The 18441-nt window shown below is 33.0% G+C and carries 21 protein-coding genes and 1 riboswitch; of the genes, 6 read left to right on the top strand and 15 right to left on the bottom strand.

What is annotated here, in order from left to right:
* Nucleotides 1-143: 143 nt before the first annotated feature.
* From GSY47_RS25545 to GSY47_RS25530, 4 genes are read right to left on the bottom strand one after another with little or no spacing between them, the layout of a single operon-like run.
* Nucleotides 144-683, bottom strand: coding sequence for a DUF4252 domain-containing protein (locus GSY47_RS25545; RefSeq protein WP_179006540.1), 540 nt, complete (start codon nucleotides 681-683; stop codon nucleotides 144-146).
* A gap of 1 nt (nucleotide 684) precedes the next feature.
* Nucleotides 685-1212 (bottom strand): DUF4252 domain-containing protein, encoded by a 528-nt coding sequence (locus GSY47_RS25540; RefSeq protein ID WP_179006538.1) that lies wholly within the window; start codon nucleotides 1210-1212, stop codon nucleotides 685-687.
* A gap of 16 nt (nucleotides 1213-1228) precedes the next feature.
* Nucleotides 1229-1690, bottom strand: a complete 462-nt coding sequence (locus GSY47_RS25535) for a hypothetical protein (protein ID WP_179006536.1) — start codon at nucleotides 1688-1690, stop codon at nucleotides 1229-1231.
* A complete protein-coding gene (locus GSY47_RS25530) occupies nucleotides 1677-2186 on the bottom strand; it encodes an RNA polymerase sigma factor (RefSeq protein WP_179006534.1) in 510 nt (169 codons plus the stop codon). Before GSY47_RS25530 ends, GSY47_RS25535 begins: the two co-directional genes overlap by 14 nt.
* Nucleotides 2187-2352: 166 nt before the next feature.
* On the opposite strand from GSY47_RS25530, the gene GSY47_RS25525 reads away from it, so the two are divergent.
* Nucleotides 2353-3798: a S41 family peptidase gene (locus GSY47_RS25525; protein WP_179006532.1), complete on the top strand. Its 1446-nt coding sequence runs from the start codon at nucleotides 2353-2355 to the stop codon at nucleotides 3796-3798.
* A gap of 70 nt (nucleotides 3799-3868) precedes the next feature.
* On the opposite strand, the gene GSY47_RS25520 is transcribed toward GSY47_RS25525, so the two are convergent.
* From GSY47_RS25520 to GSY47_RS25485, 8 genes are all read right to left on the bottom strand, one after another.
* The gene (locus GSY47_RS25520) at nucleotides 3869-4900 is read right to left on the bottom strand and encodes a YncE family protein (RefSeq protein ID WP_179006530.1); all 1032 of its coding nucleotides are present in this window, start codon (nucleotides 4898-4900) and stop codon (nucleotides 3869-3871) included.
* Between the two features lie 4 nt (nucleotides 4901-4904).
* Nucleotides 4905-6740, bottom strand: a complete 1836-nt coding sequence (locus GSY47_RS25515; RefSeq protein WP_179006528.1) for a TonB-dependent receptor plug domain-containing protein — start codon at nucleotides 6738-6740, stop codon at nucleotides 4905-4907.
* 29 nt (nucleotides 6741-6769) lie between these two features.
* A riboswitch (cobalamin riboswitch) is annotated at nucleotides 6770-6971 on the bottom strand.
* A gap of 69 nt (nucleotides 6972-7040) precedes the next feature.
* Nucleotides 7041-7574: an alpha-ribazole phosphatase gene (cobC, locus tag GSY47_RS25510; protein ID WP_179006526.1), complete on the bottom strand. Its 534-nt coding sequence runs from the start codon at nucleotides 7572-7574 to the stop codon at nucleotides 7041-7043.
* Entirely contained in the window at nucleotides 7559-8356 is a 798-nt protein-coding gene (locus GSY47_RS25505) for an adenosylcobinamide-GDP ribazoletransferase (RefSeq protein ID WP_179006524.1), read from the bottom strand. The genes cobC and GSY47_RS25505 overlap by 16 nt, the downstream gene beginning before the upstream one ends.
* A gap of 443 nt (nucleotides 8357-8799) precedes the next feature.
* Nucleotides 8800-9231: a transposase gene (locus GSY47_RS25500; RefSeq protein WP_179006522.1), complete on the bottom strand. Its 432-nt coding sequence runs from the start codon at nucleotides 9229-9231 to the stop codon at nucleotides 8800-8802.
* A 68-nt stretch (nucleotides 9232-9299) separates the two neighbouring features.
* Nucleotides 9300-10979: a nicotinate-nucleotide--dimethylbenzimidazole phosphoribosyltransferase gene (gene cobT / locus GSY47_RS25495; protein ID WP_179006520.1), complete on the bottom strand. Its 1680-nt coding sequence runs from the start codon at nucleotides 10977-10979 to the stop codon at nucleotides 9300-9302.
* A gap of 124 nt (nucleotides 10980-11103) precedes the next feature.
* A complete protein-coding gene (gene cobU, locus GSY47_RS25490; RefSeq protein ID WP_179006518.1) occupies nucleotides 11104-11613 on the bottom strand; it encodes a bifunctional adenosylcobinamide kinase/adenosylcobinamide-phosphate guanylyltransferase in 510 nt (169 codons plus the stop codon).
* A 111-nt stretch (nucleotides 11614-11724) separates the two neighbouring features.
* A complete protein-coding gene (locus GSY47_RS25485) occupies nucleotides 11725-12072 on the bottom strand; it encodes a DUF5522 domain-containing protein (protein ID WP_246611391.1) in 348 nt (115 codons plus the stop codon).
* 109 nt (nucleotides 12073-12181) lie between these two features.
* Here GSY47_RS25485 and GSY47_RS25480 point away from each other — a divergent pair, with 109 nt between their 5' ends.
* From GSY47_RS25480 to GSY47_RS25470, 3 genes are all read left to right on the top strand, one after another.
* Nucleotides 12182-13324, top strand: coding sequence for an ABC transporter substrate-binding protein (locus GSY47_RS25480; RefSeq protein ID WP_179006514.1), 1143 nt, complete (start codon nucleotides 12182-12184; stop codon nucleotides 13322-13324).
* Between the two features lies 1 nt (nucleotide 13325).
* Nucleotides 13326-14354, top strand: a complete 1029-nt coding sequence (locus tag GSY47_RS25475) for a FecCD family ABC transporter permease (RefSeq protein WP_379786842.1) — start codon at nucleotides 13326-13328, stop codon at nucleotides 14352-14354.
* 120 nt (nucleotides 14355-14474) lie between these two features.
* Nucleotides 14475-15251: an ABC transporter ATP-binding protein gene (locus GSY47_RS25470; RefSeq protein WP_179006512.1), complete on the top strand. Its 777-nt coding sequence runs from the start codon at nucleotides 14475-14477 to the stop codon at nucleotides 15249-15251.
* A gap of 111 nt (nucleotides 15252-15362) precedes the next feature.
* Here GSY47_RS25470 and GSY47_RS25465 read toward each other — a convergent pair whose 3' ends face one another.
* The 3 genes from GSY47_RS25465 to GSY47_RS25455 all read right to left on the bottom strand — a co-directional run bounded on the left by GSY47_RS25465 (nucleotide 15363) and on the right by GSY47_RS25455 (nucleotide 16726).
* The gene (locus tag GSY47_RS25465; protein WP_179006510.1) at nucleotides 15363-15818 is read right to left on the bottom strand and encodes a tRNA (cytidine(34)-2'-O)-methyltransferase; all 456 of its coding nucleotides are present in this window, start codon (nucleotides 15816-15818) and stop codon (nucleotides 15363-15365) included.
* A 70-nt stretch (nucleotides 15819-15888) separates the two neighbouring features.
* A complete protein-coding gene (locus tag GSY47_RS25460) occupies nucleotides 15889-16461 on the bottom strand; it encodes a pseudouridine synthase (protein ID WP_179006508.1) in 573 nt (190 codons plus the stop codon).
* Nucleotides 16462-16510: 49 nt separating this feature from the next.
* The gene (locus tag GSY47_RS25455) at nucleotides 16511-16726 is read right to left on the bottom strand and encodes a hypothetical protein (RefSeq protein WP_179006506.1); all 216 of its coding nucleotides are present in this window, start codon (nucleotides 16724-16726) and stop codon (nucleotides 16511-16513) included.
* Between the two features lie 147 nt (nucleotides 16727-16873).
* Here GSY47_RS25455 and GSY47_RS25450 point away from each other — a divergent pair, with 147 nt between their 5' ends.
* Together GSY47_RS25450 and GSY47_RS25445 are read left to right on the top strand one after the other, a co-directional pair.
* Nucleotides 16874-17248 carry a hypothetical protein gene (locus GSY47_RS25450; RefSeq protein WP_179006504.1) on the top strand — a complete coding sequence of 125 codons (375 nt, stop codon included), beginning with the start codon at nucleotides 16874-16876 and terminating at the stop codon, nucleotides 17246-17248.
* A gap of 156 nt (nucleotides 17249-17404) precedes the next feature.
* Nucleotides 17405-18157 (top strand): SDR family NAD(P)-dependent oxidoreductase, encoded by a 753-nt coding sequence (locus GSY47_RS25445; protein ID WP_179006502.1) that lies wholly within the window; start codon nucleotides 17405-17407, stop codon nucleotides 18155-18157.
* Nucleotides 18158-18441: the final 284 nt, after the last annotated feature.

Here is an 18441-nt window from a genome sequence, read left to right as displayed (position 1 = left end):
GAGAATCTCATTTCGTAAATGTAATTATTTTTGATCAACAGCAAAATAAAACCAAGTTAAAATTAGTAGGTATAATCTTCTTTAAAATAAAAAAGAAAAGCCTCATAATTGAGGCTTTCTTGAATGTAAAAAGTAAGATGTTTTTATTTTTTAATCAACTGCTGCAAAGGTTTTAGCTGTTCCATGTCAATTTTTGATTTTTGTAAAACTGACATTAGAGTCATAATGTTATTAGGATTCATATTTTCGCCTAAAACTCTTACTACGGCAAAACCATTTTCTTTTCTGTTTGCAAAAATGACAAACTCTTTAATATTATCATCATTTCCAACATAGCTTACAGAAGCACCGTCTTTACCAGAGCCAATTTTCATTAATTCCTGATATTTAGGATCTTTTAATATTGCTTTTACTTTGTTTCGCTCTGCTTCAAATTGAACCTGATTATTTGGATCAGCTTTAAAAGCCAGAATATTCATTTTATCAAACGAATTTAAAGCTTCGTTTTGTTCTGTTGATAATTTTGTTTTATCGACATTTAAAATATTTGGTGAAACATCTAAGGCAATAAAATCTTTTTTCTCCGAATTCTCAACAAAATATTTTTGAAGTGATGGTTCAGAATTACAACTTACCAATAGTAGTAAGAAGAATAGGGTCGAGGTAAAAACAGTTGCTTTCATTTTATTTTTTGCCTTTAGAAGCTTTTTTAAGGTCAGTACCTCCAGGAAGCTGCATTTTATCTGTCAATACTGAGATTTCGTTTAAGTCAAAATTACCTGTAAGAGATAATAAAACCGTTTCGTCATTTTTTGCACCGTCAACAAACATTAATAATTCTTTAATTTGGGTGTCAGTTGCGCCAGATTTTACCATTATTTTGACATTTTTACCACTATCATTTACTCTCATTAATTCTTCAAGACCTGCAGTTTTGATATATTTATCTGCTGAAGCTTTCATGTCAGCTTCGATCTTTGGGTTTTTAGTGGTAAACACTTTAAGGTAATCCAGTTTTTTGATAAGTGAAATGTATTGTTGTGTTTCTTTATCAGAAGCATCTACTTTTACTTTACTCATTAAATCGAACATTTTCTTGTTTACAATTACAGAGGTTACATCGTCTTGACCGTCAAATTTGTCAAATGCTCCCTGCGCGTAAAAAGTGGTGGAAACGAATGCGAATACTAAAGTTATAATGAAATTTTTCATGTCTATTTTTGTTTAATTACTGTTTGAAAATTCTGTTTTTTGATTGCTCATATTCTTTAATGTACTGTACACTTTCAATACCTACATTAACATTGTTTGATAATAAAGCCAAAGCTTTTTGAGTCGCTTTTAAAGCTTCTTCGGGATCATCGTAAGTTCCTAATTCTGTCTGTGAAGCTACTGCAGTAGTATCATTTTTTTCGCTGACAAAAAAGTAAGTTCCAATTCCCAGCAAAACAACAGCTGAAGCTGCAATCGATAACCACGCTACGTTACGTTTTTTAGATTGTAGTGGAATCTCATACGTCGATTTCTGTTCTTTTGCTAAAGAGAAATAACCAAACATAGGTTTGTATTGCTCCAAATGCTGCGCAACATTTGATGAAGAAAAGTATTCTTTTAATTGATTTTCTTCAGCAATAGAAGTTTCTCCCTGAAAGTATTTTTCTAATATATCTTCTATTTTATTTAGTTCCATAAAGGTGTGTATTAATCATTGATTCTCTAATTTTTTTTCTTGCTCTCGAAAGTGCCACTCTTATAGCGGTTTCGTTCATGTTGACAATTTTAGCTATTTCATCAAATTCATATTGTTCAACATCCCGAAGCTGAATTAACAGCTGTAATTGTTCCGGCATCTGATTTATAATTCTTTCAACCCATTCCAAGCTGTCTTCATCTTCAATTTTTTTATCTAATCTCGGTTCTCGGTCTGTAAAGTTATTATGTACAATTTGCAGATTACTGGCTCTTTTAGATTTTAACTGATCTAGACAATAATTTTTAGTCATGGTCATAGCCAAAGCCTCAACGCTATTGTAATTTTCCAGATTCTCTTTTTTGTTCCATAATTTAACCATTACCTCCTGAGTCGCATCTTCAGCTTCTTCAGTGCTGGTAAGCAGCCTTTTTGCCAGACGAAAAACTTTGTCTTTAAAAGGATTTATCAGTTCTATAAATACAGTTTGGTTCATTAATCTGATGGTTAATCGTTAGCTTATATACTCAAGACGAGGCACAATTATATTTGTTACAACAAAAACTAAAATATTTTTTACGTAAAAAAAATACTGCTTTTTTATAAAGCTAAAACTAAAGATACTACTTTTACGTTTATTCTATTGTAGAAACCTTAATGATATGAAAACACCTTTAAAGAGTATTCTTTTTCTTTTTTTATTCGCCTTTTCTTTACAGTCTTGTCAAGATAATGACGATGTTGCAGCTCCAGCAGATGTCCAGATTAATAGTTTTATCTGGCGAGGTTTAAACGAAGTTTATTTATGGCAGGAAGATGTTCCTAATTTAGCTGACGGCCGTAATCTAAAATCTGACTTTAATTCTTTCTTGAGAGGTTATTCTAAGCCAGAAGATTTGTTTCAGGATTTGTTGAATAAACCAATAAGTAAATATCCTAGCGGAACCGCTGTTGATCGTTTCAGCTGGATTGTGGATGATTATACAGTTTTAGAGCAGGAACTAAGCGGTATTACAAAAAACAATGGTGTTGATTTTAGGCTAAGCCTTGTTGAGTCTGGTTCAAATGATGTTTTTGGTTATGTTCGTTATATTATTCCAAATTCTGATGCTTCGACGAAAGCTATCAAACGTGGTGATATATTTACAAGTGTAAATGGAACAAAATTGACCACTTCGAATTATCAGGCCTTATTATTAAATCAAGATAGCTATACTTTGAATTTGGCAGATTATAATGGAACTACTTTTGTTTTAAACGGAAAATCGGTAGCTTTAACTAAAACCATTTTAGAAGAAAACCCAATTTTTATCAATAAAGTAATAACTTCTGGAAGTCATAAAATTGGTTATTTGATGTACAATGGCTTTTATGATGAATATGATGATAAGTTAAATCAAGCTTTTGGTGAATTAAAAGCGCAGGGAGCTACAGATTTAGTTCTAGATCTTCGTTATAATGGAGGTGGTGCAGTAAGTTCTGCCGCTAAACTTGCCAGTATGATTACAGGGCAGTTTGATACACAGGTTTTTTCAAAAATGACATTTAATGCCAAGCAAATGAAAGGTTTGTCTGATGCAGATTTAGAAGATTTGAATGTAAGATTTGTTAAAAACTTAAACAGTTTAAATCTGACTACTGTTTATATCCTTACAACAGCAAGTACAGCATCTGCGAGTGAATTAATCATTAACGGATTGGCGCCTTATATTAAGGTGGTTCAGATTGGAGAAACTACTACAGGTAAAAACGTAGGTTCGTTTACGGTTTATGATTCTGAAACTTTGACGAAGAGAAACGTTAATCCAAATCATAAATATGCGATGCAACCTCTGGTTTTAAAAATTACAAATTCGGTTAATTTTGGAGATTATACACAAGGTTTGAAACCAACGTATGAACAACTTGAAAGGATATCAACTTTTGGAGTTTTAGGAGATGCATCTGAGCCATTGTTGAACCTGGCGATTTCGAAAATTACTGGTGCAACAGCTAAAACAATTCAGGATAATAGTTCAGAACCAAATCATCCTTATCTTACAGATTCTAAAATTCTTAACGGATTGAAACATGGTATGTATATTAAAAATGCACCAAAAGGATTTTAAGTAAATTCTATAATACTAAAAAGGCTTTCAGAAATGAAAGCCTTTTTTAATCCAAAAATATAATCTAATTCTAATTATTAGAGTAGAAACCATTTGGTCCTAAACCAGCAGTTACTGTTTTTAATATTGTACCTGTTGAGGAATATACTGTTACAGTTCCATCTGCAGTAAATTCATTAGCAGCTCCTGAATAAATTTTCCCATCAATAACACCAAAACCGTAAAAAGTTGACCAACTGTTGTCTGCTACAGAAAATAAAGCTTTGTCTGAAAAAGTAGTAGCAGATAAATTCATTGCATAAACTCCTAAACCTTGAGTGTAATAGATTTTGTCTCCATCGATATCCATATTCAAAGCTCCTTTTACAGTAGTCGATTCTATAGATGTTGCAGTATCAGTAGAAGTATTGATTTTAAATAATTTACTTTTAGTGCTATTTCCAGCTAATACATAAACGGTTCCATTATTTGCTTCAATAGAGTTGATTCCGTTTTCAAGAGTAAGAGTTGTAGTTACCGCATTAGTAGACGGATTGATAACTGTTACTTCACTTCCGCTTCCATAAGCAGCATTTGTAACATATAATTTTCCGTTTGCAGTTACAATTTTTTCAGCTGTTTTGCCTAGTGAAATTGAATTCAAATAAGCATAAGTTTTAGCATCATAAACAGTTACTGCTTTAGAAATCGCATTTGTTACATATAATTTGTCATTTAAAACAACACTGTAACGAGGGTTTTCAAGTTTTTCAGTAATTGTACCAAGACTTTTAAATGTATAACGGTTTACTACCTCTACTTCATTAGAATTGTTTACCACAATAAAAGCTTTATCATTGCTGAAACTTAAAGATTGCGCTACATCACCTAAAACAACTGTTGGATTAACTACATTAAAAATATCATTCTGAAAAGTAGCTAAATCATTCGAAAGATAAGATACAGAAGCATTTGTAGACAAAAAGTTTCCTTCATTCAAAATAATTACTCCGTTGTCGTATGCACCTAATGGAACATCATTATTGTCATCATTATCACTGCTACAAGATGCAAACAGGAAAGCAGATGCTATAATTCCTAAATAAAGATTTTTTAATTTCATGTTATTAATAATTAAGGTTTAAATAAATGGTTAAATTTCGTGCCGGCATAAAGCGGTTAGGAAGTGCTTCATACTTTTCGTTCCAAAGATTGGCTGCTTTTACGCCTAGTTTGAAAATGTTTTTTTTGCTGAAATTATAGTCAACACCTATGTTAGAAACATTGTAAGCGTCTAGTATGTATTTTGGATTATTATCAGATGTTGTAAAAACTTCTCCTGTGTACATAATTTGGTAATAGGCCGAAAGTTTCTTGTAATAATAAGATGCAGAACCTGTTAATTTATGATAAGGAACATAAAAAAGCTGTTTGTCTGTTTTATCGTTTAGTGAAACCGTGTAGGCATAAGTTCCGTTAAAATCGAATGTATGTTTATTAAAGCTTTTTTTCCATCCTAAAAGTGCTTCGGCACCATAGATAGTGACTCTGTCAGTGTTTTCGGGTATCCAATTTCCGGAACTATTTGGCAACCATCGAATCATATCTTTAATCTTCATTCCGTACGCTGTAATCGTCAGGCGAAGATTTTTATATTTAAATTCATTCCCTATTTCTGCCTGAAAAGAACTTTCTGGTTTTAAATCAGGATTTCCGCTTCCTTCCCAGTATAAATCATTAAATGTTGGAATTCTGAAGTTTCTAGAAAAATTAAATTTAAGTTTATAAAAATCTGAAAAATCATATCGCGAACCAACAGAAAAAAGAACAGGACTTTTGTAAGCATCTGAAACCTCTTTTCGAGCGCTCATTTCATAATTCCATTTATCTGTAAGCGTATGTTTCCACAAAAGACTTGCGCCTCCAATTTCGCGTATGCTTTGTCCAATTCCAGAACCATTGCCATCATTTCTGGTATAATCTAAAATGGTACTTATTTTCATTTTAGAAGATATGGTATAATCGAGATCATACTTTCCTATAAAGCTTTTCACGCCTCCAGAAGTATGTCCGTCCCGATTAATATCTTCATAATAATTATAATGTTCAGAAATATAAGCAAGCTTTAGATTGGAGTCGAATTTACTAAACGAACTGCTCCAAGTTAGTAAGTTGCGTGTATTATAATCCTGGTATTTGGTTTTGGTTTGATTTGGAGTAGTGAGCGAAAAATGCCTTTCGCCATCAAATATTTCGCTGTAAAATTTGATACTGTTTTTATCATTTATTTTGTAACCTACGGCGGCATCAAGAGTGTTATTGTAGTATTGACCATTTTTATTCCATACTTCTTGCCCCACAAATCTAAAATCGTTGTCAGAGCTGTTTCTGGTAAAACTTGCATCAAAACTCCATTTTTTAGTTCCTGCTGTAATACCGTAAACAGCACTTAAAGTATTAAACTCTCCATAATAGATTTGAAAATCATTTTTGAATGTATCAGCAAATTTTAAATCATTGTTTAAATGGATCGTTCCTCCAATGGCACCACTTCCATAAACAACACTTCCTCCTCCAGCTTTTACATCAATTGAATTAAAGCCACGTGTGGAAATGGTATTGAAATCTGCTTGTCCTAATAATTGAGAGTTTACATTTATACCGTTCCAAACCACTACAGTTTGTTGCGAAGTTGTTCCTCTGAAAGAAGGAGCAGAAGTCATTCCTAATCCATTTTCTTTAAAATATAATACAGTATTGTAATTTAAAAGCGAAGTTAATGAAGATTGATTTTTGCTTATGATAGAATCATTCAAACGTTGAATCGACTGCGTATTCGAGAAATTTTTAAGATTTGAATCGGAAACGACAACTTCTTTCAGTTTATTAATAGAATCATTCTGCGCCAAAGAAATCTGGCACAACAATAGAAAACAAAAAGCAACCTTTAATTTTATAGTCATAATTTCTTCACTCTTTTTCCCGAGAGTTCGATAATTTGGTTATAAAGGCAGGTCTCCTGGCTTGCGTCTTGTTGTTTTCCTTCCCATCACGCAGGGCGTGACAGTGGCTTTGCAGTTTACAACAAGCGTTCGTTTAAGAACTTAGCTTACAGTTGCGGGTACAGCTCAAGATTTTACTTGATTCCCTTTTAATGTGTTTATCAAAACACAACCTTATTTTGCCGCAAAGATAAAGTTAAAAATACGGATTATTCAAATTTGTTTCACTATTCAGCCTTAAAAGTGAAACAAATGAGAAATTTATAATTCGATTCTTATAACTTGTCCAAAATCTACTTTATTCTGAAATGCTTCCTTTAAAGGTAATGAAGTTTGATGACATAAAATACTTCTAATGATTCCTGCGTGTGCAACAATGACTATCGGTTGTTTTATTTTAGAAATTTTTTCAGATAAAAAATCGCCAACTCTTTCGTGTAATTCCGTGAAAGATTCGCCATTTGTCGCTTTAAGATTGACAAAATCTTCCATCCACGGATTGAGTTCTTCTGGCGGAATTTCGTTCCAGTTTTTTAATTCCCAATCCCCAAAATTCATTTCCATTAAACGTTTGTCTTCTTGATAAGAAATTACCTTTATATTTTCTTGAATATGTTTAGCTAAAATCACACAGCGTTTTAACGGACTAGAAAAAATCAAGGCTTCAGAAGGCAATTCAGAAATAATCTTACTGAAAACTTCATCAAAAGGTTTCGCAATAGCAACATCCGATTGTCCGTAGCAGATTCCTTTTTCGCAAATGGTTTCAGTATGGCGGACTAGATAAATTTCCATAAAAATAAAATGCTTAAGTAAAAGATAACTTCACAAACCTGCTGTGTGGCACCAAGGCAATCTCCAGTATAGCCATCAATCCATTTTTGGAAATATTTTGCTAAAAAATATCTTGTTATGAAAACTGGAATAACTGAAAATAGAACTTTAGGATCTAAATAAGAAAATACAAGTAAAGGAATCAACCCAAAAAAGAATGATCCAAAAACTTCTTTCCAGGTAAATTGTTTGGCAATGGGTTTGCTTTTGCTCGAAGCATCTTGACGAGAATATTCATGTGTAAAAATGATACTAATTGCAGCTAAACGGCTCAAGGAATGAGCAGAAATAAACAAAAGCCAAATTTTGAATATTGCCATCGAATCATAAACTTGAAATAGCAAAATAGATTCTGAAAGCAGTTTGAATTTTAGTAGAAAAAGTAAAACCAATCCAATTGCTCCATACGCACCGATTGCACTGTCTTTCATAATCATGAGGATTTTTTCTTTTGTCCAGCCACCGCCAAAACCATCGCAGACATCCGCAAATCCGTCTTCGTGAAAAGCTCCTGTTGTAAGAACTGAAATGATAATTGAAAAAATAACAGCCGTTTCTGTAGAAAGAAACAGAGCAAATAGAGAATAAATGATAAAAGAAATACTTCCAACAATCCATCCGATAAAAGGAAAATATCTGGTTGCTTTGTTTAAATAATCTGGATGATGTGTAATGTTTTTTGGACAGGGGATTCGGGTGTAAAACATTAAACAGGTAAAAAAAATATGGAGTTCTTTTTTCATTTAGTTTTTAGTTGTTTGGCTAAAGGCTTTCTATCTTCCAAATTTATAACCTCCAGATAAATCTGGAGGCAACTCAAAGAAGAAAATTATAAAAAAATATAAATAATTTCACAATTTGAGTTGCCAACATCTTTAGATGTTGGTTTGTTTGTAGACAAAGATGAAGGCTTCAGCCAAACTCTTTAAGTTGTTTAGCTGGAATTCTTTATAGAGTAAATACTTTCATAGATGTTTTAAATATGGTGATAATTAATTTGTTGTTTGGAATGTAATTATTTGGCTAAAGCCTATTTATGTGAATAAATTTGTGACCTCCAGATAAATCTGGAGGCAATTCAAAGAAGAAAAATTCTAAAAATGGAGGATTTTATAGTTTGAGTTGCCAGCATCTTTAGATGTTGGTTGGTTTATAGGTAAAGATAAAGGCTTTAGCCAAACTTTTTTTAAGTATGTTTAAAGCTAAACTTAATCATAAACTCATCATATTCCTCTTGAAATGTTTTCTTTTTATGATGTTCTTCCTGATTTTTGATGTAATCTCGAACTTTATCTACAATTGATTGTGAAACAGAAACTGCAAAGTATTCATCCTGCCATTCAAATTTATTATTTGTTAATTGATTTTTATTGATCCAATAAGAAGATTCTCCTTTTAATAATTGTATTGTTTTTTGAATTGTCTGATCGTTTCCTAGTAAAATTAGACAATGACAATGGTCAGAATAGCCACTTATAAAATCTAGATAAATATCTTTTCTTAAGGCATTTTCTTTTATATGATTCCAGACTTTTTCACGTAAATCGACTGAATTCAAAAATGGAAATCTGTTTTTGGTACTCCAAACACAATGAACATAGATTTTAGTAAATGGCATAGATAAATAGTTTTAAAATTATTTCAAGTTTGATTCAAATTTAAAAACTATTAACAATAAAAAGAAAGTTATTTCCTACTTATTCCCGCGCTTTCAAAACTAGCCATTTCATTCAAAAAAGCCTCAGCCGATTTTAAAATAGGAAAAGCTACAGCACAGCCGGTTCCTTCTCCCAAACGCAAATCAAGATTTAAAATAGATTTAGCTTCAAGGTATTCAAGCAGTTTTACATGTGCTTTTTCAACAGAACAATGACAGAAAACAGCATTATTTTTAATGTTAGGATTGATTTTAGAAGCAATTAGATAGGCTACAGTACAAATGAAACCATCAATTAGAATAAGCATTTTGTTTTCAAAAGCAGAAAGCATTCCGCCAGCCATTTGAAGAATTTCAAAACCTCCGAAATAAGAAAGATGTGACAATAATTCCGCTTGACCGGAATAACTTTCAATTGCTTTTTTTAGAATGTTTTGCTTTTGAATTAATTTTTCGTCTGAAATTCCCGTTCCTTTTCCAACGCATTCTTCAATAGGTAAACCAGTTAAAAGACTCATCAAAATAGAAGCTGTTGAGGTATTGCCAATTCCCATTTCGCCAAAACCAATACAATTTGAACCTGATTTTGAAATAGTTTCGACTATAGATTTTCCTTTTTCAAAACACAATTGCACTTCAGTTTCGCTCATAGCAGGAACATGAAGAAAAGACTGAGTTCCTTTTGCAATTTTACAATCTATTAATTTTGTATTAGTTGGAAAATCATAATTTACACCAGCATCAACAATCGATAATTTGATATCGTTTTGTTTGCAGAAAACATTTATTGCCGCTCCGCCCTCCAAAAAGTTGTTGACCATTTGACGTGTCACATCTTGTGGATAATCGCTTACACCGTGATTAGCAATTCCATGATCTGCTGCAAAAACTACAATGTTGGGATTGGTGATTTTTGGATTTAAAGTTTCAAAAACAGTTGCTATTTGAAAAGCTAAGGTTTCTAAAGTTCCCAGTGAACCAATAGGTTTTGTTTTTGAATCTATTTTTTCTTGTAAAAGCTTTTGAAAATCAATTTTATTTTCGCTTTCAGTTTTTGTGTTTAACCCAAAATCAGCAATGCTTATTTTATGAATTTCCGAAATCTCTTTGCAGATTGGAGCTTCTGATTTTTGCTTCCAATGCAATTGCTGCAACATTGGTTGATTATTATAATTCGTCGCCGGTTTTCCGATACAGAAATAACCCAGCGGTTCTATATTTTCAGGTAAATCGAGGATTTTCTTAAATTGGTAGTAATTCAAAATCGAAACCCAGCCCATGCCGTAACCTTGTTCTGTTAGCGAAAGCCAGATATTCTGTGCTGCACAAACGGAACTGAATTTTACAGCTTCGTTACTGCCGATTGTTCCAATCGTAAATTGATTCAAAACCGAACGATCGTAAGCAATAATAAGTCCGATTGGCGCTTCTTCAATAGCTTCGAGTTTAAGCGAATAATATAATTCTTTTTGTTCCTCGTTATCGGTAAGTTCAGCCGCTTTTTTGTTATAATCTAAAAACAGCTTTTTAATCGAGGTTTTAACTTCATTAGATTTGATGAGAAAATATCTAGTCGCATCAGTTAACCCCACAGAAGGCGCCCAATGACCAGCCTGCAAAGCTTTCTGAATTACTTCATCAGGAACGTCATCAGGTGTAAAATGTCGGGTGTCTCGGCGTGATTTTAGTATTTCGTCTAGATTGCTCATAAATTTCAAATTTCAAAAATCAATATAAATATCAATTTTCACTTTATGTAAAGATACTCCACGATATTGGAATTTGAAATTTAAAAATTTAGAATTTGTTTTTTGATATTGTCATTGAATTTCATCAACCCTTAATTTTCACTGGAATTCCAGAAACCATCAGAACCACTTCATTAGCATTTGACGCCAGAAACTGATTCATCCAGCCTTGCAGTTCTACAAATTTTCTTCCAATATGAGTTTCTGCATGAACTCCCATTCCGATTTCATTTGTTACAATAATGATATTAGCGTTTTCTTGATTGGCAATGGCAAGGAATTCTTTTTTGGCTTCTTCTAAACTTAGTTGAACATCATTTTTAGTATCCACAAAAAAGTTATTCAACCAAAGTGTAACACAATCTATTAAAGCTGTTTTTCCGGAAAAATCAATTTTACTTAAATATTTTTCCTCTTCGATATTCGTCCAACATTCGTCTCTTTCCTGCTGATGTCTGTCAATTCGGTTTTGAAAATCAGAATCCCATTTTCTCGCAGTTGCAACGTATATTGGATTATCGGAAAGTGTTAAGGCTAAGTTTTGTGCATAACTGCTTTTTCCAGAGCGTTCGCCGCCAGTAATTAGATAAATCATTTTTTTAGGGAAGTTATAAGTTAAAAGTTATGGGTTAAGTGTTGGACTGTGAGACAAAGATAACGAAGAGTTTTTCAACCCATAACATATAACTCTTAACCTAAATTACTTTTAATAAGGACAATGTCGGCAGTTATTTCCACAGCAGGTTCCTCTTTTTAAATGGTACCAGGTTTTAAAAACCATATTTCCATTTTCAATATAATAATCAATACCTTCAATTAATGTGTTTGTTTTGGGTAAGGAAATAGCTTTGTTTTTAGGAGCGTTTGATGGGTTTATGGTTTCTACATAAGCATCAATTTTGTCTTCACACGCTTCTTTAAAACATGTTGGACAAAGGCAATCTCCTCCTTCAGAAAGAGAAAAAATGGGCGGGTAGTCGTTGCACCAGCATTTTTTTTCTACAGATATATCTCCACAGCTGAATTCAGATTCACAGCTTGAGCAAATTTTCATTTTTGTGGTATTCATGTTGTAAAGATACAATTGTTTAAATTTGTAAGAATAAAGGTAAACAAAAAAAATATAAAATACTTTACCTTTGTCACTATCCAAAACATGAAACATGAGACATTTATTACCGAAAATGGTTTTTGTAGCTTCTTTTTTTATCCTGACAGGTTGTAAGAAGAATGAAAAAACGGAAACTGTAAAAACTGAAGACGCAAAAAACAGTATCGAATATGCGAGCGGACTTTCTATCTTAAAATATGATGATTATTCCGTTGTAACTGTCTCAAATCCATGGCCAAATGCCAATAAAGATTTCAAATACATTTTAAAAGAAAAAGAAGCAAAAGTTCCGGACAGCCTTCAAAGTTATACTACAATTCAAGTTCCGTTAACTTCTGTTGTGGTAACTTCAACTACTAATATTCCTTTTTTAGAAATGTTGGAAGTAGAAAATAATTTAGTTGGTTTTCCACACACTGATTATATTTCTTCAGAAAAAACCAGAGCTTTAATTGACAAAGGTTCTGTGAAAAACGTTGGACAAAATGAAAAACTAAATATTGAGCAATTAATCGAATTATCTCCGGATTTGATTGTCACTTTTGGAGTAGATAACAATAACCCAATGTTGGATAATCTGAAAAAAAGCGGATTAAATGTTTTAATCCAAGGCGACTGGATGGAACAATCTCCGCTTGGAAAAGCAGAGTGGATTAAACTTTACGGTGCTTTATTTGGTAAAGAAGAGCAGGCAAAAGAACTTTTTGATAAAATTGTTCAAAGTTATAATCAGGCGAAAAAAATGGTGGCAGATAAACCTGCAACTTCAAAAGTTTTATACGGTTCTATGTATGAGGATGTTTGGTATGTGGCTAAAGGAAACAGTTGGGTTGCCGAGTTTATGAAAGATGCAAAAGCCAATTATTTGTGGGCTGATTTAAAAGGAACTGGAAGCGAAGGTTTATCTTTTGAAAAGGTTTTGGATAAAGCGAAAACGGCTAATATCTGGATTGCATCTGGTTCATTTAAAAGTTTAGAAGAATTACAGAAAGCAAATCCACATTATGGAGAATTTGATGCTTTTAAAAATAAAAGTATTTACAGTTTCGAAGGTAAATTGGGAGCAAAAGGAGGTACAGTTTATTATGAATTGGCTCCAAGCCGTCCGGATTTGGTTTTAAAGGATTATATCAAAATTTTTCATCCTGATTTATTATCAGGTTACGAATTTACTTTCGCATCAAAATTGAACTAAATTGGCGAATAAAAAACGAAATACCATTTTATTTGTCATTTTGGCGTTGGGACTTTTGCTGATGTTTTTCGCAAGCATTAGTTTAGGTTCTGTTATGATTCCTGTAAAAGATGTTTTAACCAGTTTAACAGGAGGACATGCGACAAAATCAACTTGGGAATATATTATTATAAATTATCGCCTGCCAAAAGCGATTACTGCAGTTTTGGTTGGAAGCGGACTTTCAATCAGCGGACTTTTGATGCAGACTTTATTCCGTAATCCGCTGGCTGGCCCTTATGTTTTAGGATTGAGTTCTGGTGCGAGTTTAGGAGTTGCTTTTGTGATTTTAGGAGCAGGATTTCTGCCTTCTTTTTTAAGTGTAATTGCCTTGTCTTCGTACGGAATTGTTTTAGCTTCTACAGCCGGAAGTACATTGGTTTTACTTTTGGTTTTAATAGTTTCACAAAGATTGCGCGACACGATGGCTATTCTCATTGTAGGATTAATGTTTGGAAGCTTCACCACAGCAATTGTAAGCGTGCTTACTTATTTCAGCACAGCCGAACAGCTTCAGAAATTCACTTTCTGGTCAATGGGAAGTCTAGGAAATCTTTCATGGCCAACAATTGGTATTTTGACAACTTGCGTTGGAATCGGGTTGCTTTTAAGTGCCAAAAGTATAAAACCTTTAAATGCATTGCTTCTTGGAGAAAACTACGCTAAAAGCATGGGACTGAATTTTAAACAAGCAAGATTAATAATCATCTTTGCCACAAGTATATTGTCAGGAGCGATTACGGCTTTTGCGGGTCCAATCGCTTTTATTGGATTAGCAGTGCCACACATTGCCAAACTGACTTTTCAAACCAGCAATCACACCGTGTTATTTTGGAGCACTTTATTTTTTGGTTCGATTATAATGTTGTTTTGCGATATTGTTTCGCAAATGCCAGGATTTGAAGTTACGCTTCCAATCAATGCTATAACGTCTATTATTGGAGCTCCGGTTGTTATTTGGCTTTTAGTAAGGAAAAGAAATTTTCAATAATTTTTTTGCCACAGATTAAAAAGATTTGCACAGATTTTTTAATCATTTTAATCCCTTAATCTGTGGCAAAATAAAAAACTTAGAACCTCAGTATCTTAGAATCTTAGCATCTTTTAAAAAATGAAAAACATTTTAAAAACATCAAACTTAAATATTGGATATAAATCCAAGAAAGGTGTTACGACCATTGCTAAAGATCTGAATTTAAATTTGGGGTCAGGAAAGCTGATTACTTTAATAGGAGCAAACGGAATTGGAAAATCGACTTTACTTCGTACTATAACCGGAATTCAGAAACCGTTATCAGGAAATGTTTACTTGAATGAAAAAGAAGTATCACACTATAAACCTTTAGAACTGGCTCAAAATCTAAGTTTAGTTTTAACAGAAAAACTACCTCCAAGTAATCTTTCGGTTTTTGAATTAGTTGCGCTGGGGCGTCAGCCATATACCAATTGGGTAGATAGTTTGTCAAAAGAAGATGTTGAGAAAGTTCATGAAGCGATGAAATTGGCACAGATAGAACATTTAGCTTCAAAAAAACATTTCGAAATTAGTGACGGACAATTGCAGAAAGTCTTAATTGCAAGAGCTTTAGCACAAGATACTCCGCTGATTATTTTAGATGAACCTACAACACATTTGGATTTATTGCATAAAGTTTCTTTATTTAAATTATTGAAGAAACTAACACAAGAAACTGAGAAATGTATTTTGTTTTCAACTCACGATATTGATCTGGCCATTCAGTTAAGTGACGAAATGATTATTATGACACCTGAAAGCATTGTCCAAGACCAGCCTTGTAATTTAATTTCGAATGGTAGTTTTAATAATTTGTTCAAGGACGAACATATAATTTTTGATGCAGAAAAAGGAAAGTTTATTGTGAATTAATTTCAACTCTTCCTGCAAGGTTTTCCAAACCTTGTAGGTTTAAATTTTAGATTTTGATGGAAAATAACAAATACCTACAAGGTTTGGAAAACCTTGCAGGAATGTAGTTGACTATTTCTTCAATCCAATTTGTCTCTTAGCTTCGCCAACCACAAAAGCCACAGAATTTGCAATATTAAAAGAACGAATCAGTGATGACATCGGAATTGTTAGATGATTTTCGAATCTCCCCATAAATTCTTTGCTTAGACCAACGCTCTCTTTTCCAAAAACCAGCCAGTCGCCATCCTGAAATTCATTTTCCAAATACGACTTTTCAGAATGGGAACTCATTAAAAATACACGAGACTGATCCGGAATCTGTGCAATCCATTCCTCAACGTTTTGATATTCGGTAACATCAAGATGTACCCAATAGTCCAATCCCGAACGTTTTAAGTTTTTATCATTAATGACAAATCCGAAAGGATGAATTAAATGAAGTCGGCTTTCTGTACCCACACACAACCTTCCAATGTTTCCGGTATTATTAGGTATTTCTGGTTCTACGAGAACTACGTTTAGCATTTTTTTTTAAAGTTATAAGTTATGGGGTAAAAGTTATAAGTTTTCAAAAATTATAAAATTGACATATTTTCTAATTATCTAATTGAAAATCGGAAACTTCAAGAACTTCTCCCGCTTTTAAGTTTTGCAAATATACATTTCCTATTCGTACACGAACCAAACGCAAGGTTGGAAAACCAACTGCAGCGGTCATTTTTCTGACCTGACGAAATTTTCCTTCTCTAACTGTAATCGAAGCCCAAGAAGTTGGACCATGACGTTCGTCTCGGATTTTTTTAGCTCTTGCCCCAAAATCAGGAATTTCGTTTACGATAAAAGCTTTGCAGGGTTTGGTTTTATATTTTCCTCCGTCAAGTCCGATTTCGACACCTTTTTGCAATTGTTCTATTGCTTCGGGCGTAATTAATCCGTCAACCTGAACGTAGTATTCTTTGTCGACTTTTTTGCTTCGCACGAGTTCACTCATATTTCCGTCGGTCGTCAGGAGAAGAAGGCCTTCAGAATCTTCGTCTAATCTTCCAATTGCCATTGTTCCTTCGGGGAAATTGTGTAATTCGCCCAAAAGCTTTTTCTTTCTTTTTAATTCATAAATAAATTGGCTCAGATAGCCGTAAGGTTTAAAAAGAATGAAGTGTCGGTGCATTTTTAATTTTTTGCAAAGATAGTTCTTTCATAAAATAAAAAGCGAACATTTAATATGGTAAGTCTGAATGGGATTTCATTTTTTTTAACCACTGATACACAAACCAAATTGCGGTAATAATAAAAATGACAATTAAAACAGCATAATAATTGTCGAAAAAATCATGAAAATAACTTCCAATTAAAATATAGGCAGAAGCCATACAAAGTTTAATAAGAATAAATTCGGCATTAGACCAGGTGGTTGTGATTTTGAAGAAACTCATAAGTAAGGTTGTTAAGTTGCGTGGAATAAAGGTAATAAATAAAAAAAAGCAGATGGCAATTATGAAAGAAAAGAATTACGAAATCATAATTTTTTCATAGCTGGAATTCGTAATATTATCAATGTATAATGTAAAAGAAATAAAGCCATGGAAACGAATAATTTAGGAACGAAAAAAATAAACGGTACTCAGAAAAACATTGATGAATCTAAAGGAAAAAATGTTTCTCACGATAAAGAACTGAAAGATACTAAACTGAATAAAGAAGTGGTAACTGATACCGATGGAAATAAAAAGGTAGTAGATCGCGCCCGAAACGAGAATGAAGATATCAAAACCAAACTTTCAAATACAACATCAGATAATCCAAATTCAAATAGAGGAGTTGGTACAGATGAAGAGGCAAAAAAAACAGTAGAAAACAAAGACCGTAATTCTGATATAACGCCAAATCGATATCCGAATTCAAACCCTGAAAGTCATAAAGACAGAGGCAACATGAAATTGGATGAAGACAAGTAATAGTAATACGAAATTTTCAGGAAATAACGGTCATTTTAATATCAAATAACATAACATTAGCGCTAAGCGTTAATCTTATTGTAAACTCTTGTCAAAGCTTGAAAATGCTGGGATATCTTCGTAAATTTAAGATATCAATTTAAAAACATATATAAAATGGCACTTTTAGAAAATAAAGTAGCTTTTGTATCAGGCGGAGGTTCCGGAATCGGACGCGCAGTGGCAGAAGCCTACGCCCGAGAAGGAGCAAAAGTAGTAGTATCTGATATAAACGTAGAACACGGTGAAGAAACCGTAAAAATTATAAAAGAAAAAGGCGGAGAAGCTTTTTTCGTAAAAGGGGATTCGTCAAGCGCAAGTGACAACAAGCGTATGGTTGAGGTTGTAGTTTCAAAATACGGCCGACTAGACATCGCCTGCAACAATGCTGGAATGGGAGGTCCTGCAAAACCAACTGGAGAATATGAACCAGAAGCTTGGGACAAAGTGATTGCGTTGAATTTAAGCGGTGTTTTCTATGCGTGCCGTTATCAATTGGAACAAATGGAAAAAAATGGGGGAGGAAGTATTGTTAATATTGCCTCTATTCACGGACAAGTTGCAGCACCAAACAGCGTAGCATATACAGCAAGTAAACACGGTGTTGTGGGGTTGACCAAAAATATTGCTGTTGAATATGCACAGAAAAACATTCGCTGTAATGCTGTTGGACCTGGATATATTGAAACAGCTCTTTTAAAAGACAATTTAAATAAAGATATGATGAATGCTGTCGCAGCAAAATCGGCTATGAATCGTTTAGGGACAGCCGAAGAAATTGCTGAATTGGTAGTTTTCTTAAATTCTGATAAATCATCATTCACAACAGGAAGTTATATTATTGCCGACGGAGGTTATACAGCGGTATAATATTTTATATAAATACATGACTAATGAAGAAGCAGTAAGCGAAAGTTTACTGCTTTTTTGTTTTAAAACCTCATCATTTGTAGGAAACATGGTGTTCTTGAAAATTGAGATGAGATGAGATTGTTTTGAATTATGTTTTGAATATTTTGCTTTTTGTTGTTTTTATTTTAGTATATTTAAAGTAATGTTGAAGTTTATTGTGTAATATTTATAAAACATCAACCATTAAGTTTATGGTTTTATAATATTGGCTTAACTTTAAAGGAGATAAATTTGACTTCTAA

Origin of the sequence: Flavobacterium quisquiliarum, assembly GCF_019308285.1 — a bacterium.
In the GTDB taxonomy this organism is placed as follows: Bacteria; Bacteroidota; Bacteroidia; order Flavobacteriales; family Flavobacteriaceae; genus Flavobacterium; species Flavobacterium quisquiliarum.
This window is presented reverse-complemented; position numbering and strand designations above follow the sequence as displayed.

Coding starts and splice junctions, on each gene's coding strand:
- GSY47_RS25540 (WP_179006538.1), bottom strand. CDS start 1,212: ATGAAAAATTTCATTATAACTTTAGTATTCGCATTCGTTTCCACCACT.
- GSY47_RS25465 (WP_179006510.1), bottom strand. CDS start 15,818: ATGCTAAACGTAGTTCTCGTAGAACCAGAAATACCTAATAATACCGGA.
- GSY47_RS25545 (WP_179006540.1), bottom strand. CDS start 683: ATGAAAGCAACTGTTTTTACCTCGACCCTATTCTTCTTACTACTATTG.
- GSY47_RS25470 (WP_179006512.1), top strand. CDS start 14,475: ATGAAAAACATTTTAAAAACATCAAACTTAAATATTGGATATAAATCC.
- GSY47_RS25480 (WP_179006514.1), top strand. CDS start 12,182: ATGAGACATTTATTACCGAAAATGGTTTTTGTAGCTTCTTTTTTTATC.
- GSY47_RS25520 (WP_179006530.1), bottom strand. CDS start 4,900: ATGAAATTAAAAAATCTTTATTTAGGAATTATAGCATCTGCTTTCCTG.
- cobT (WP_179006520.1), bottom strand. CDS start 10,979: ATGAGCAATCTAGACGAAATACTAAAATCACGCCGAGACACCCGACAT.
- GSY47_RS25535 (WP_179006536.1), bottom strand. CDS start 1,690: ATGGAACTAAATAAAATAGAAGATATATTAGAAAAATACTTTCAGGGA.
- GSY47_RS25530 (WP_179006534.1), bottom strand. CDS start 2,186: ATGAACCAAACTGTATTTATAGAACTGATAAATCCTTTTAAAGACAAA.
- GSY47_RS25525 (WP_179006532.1), top strand. CDS start 2,353: ATGAAAACACCTTTAAAGAGTATTCTTTTTCTTTTTTTATTCGCCTTT.
- GSY47_RS25515 (WP_179006528.1), bottom strand. CDS start 6,740: ATGACTATAAAATTAAAGGTTGCTTTTTGTTTTCTATTGTTGTGCCAG.
- cobC (WP_179006526.1), bottom strand. CDS start 7,574: ATGGAAATTTATCTAGTCCGCCATACTGAAACCATTTGCGAAAAAGGA.
- GSY47_RS25500 (WP_179006522.1), bottom strand. CDS start 9,231: ATGCCATTTACTAAAATCTATGTTCATTGTGTTTGGAGTACCAAAAAC.
- GSY47_RS25450 (WP_179006504.1), top strand. CDS start 16,874: ATGGAAACGAATAATTTAGGAACGAAAAAAATAAACGGTACTCAGAAA.
- GSY47_RS25505 (WP_179006524.1), bottom strand. CDS start 8,356: ATGAAAAAAGAACTCCATATTTTTTTTACCTGTTTAATGTTTTACACC.
- GSY47_RS25455 (WP_179006506.1), bottom strand. CDS start 16,726: ATGAGTTTCTTCAAAATCACAACCACCTGGTCTAATGCCGAATTTATT.
- GSY47_RS25460 (WP_179006508.1), bottom strand. CDS start 16,461: ATGCACCGACACTTCATTCTTTTTAAACCTTACGGCTATCTGAGCCAA.
- cobU (WP_179006518.1), bottom strand. CDS start 11,613: ATGATTTATCTAATTACTGGCGGCGAACGCTCTGGAAAAAGCAGTTAT.
- GSY47_RS25445 (WP_179006502.1), top strand. CDS start 17,405: ATGGCACTTTTAGAAAATAAAGTAGCTTTTGTATCAGGCGGAGGTTCC.
- GSY47_RS25485 (WP_246611391.1), bottom strand. CDS start 12,072: ATGAAAATTTGCTCAAGCTGTGAATCTGAATTCAGCTGTGGAGATATA.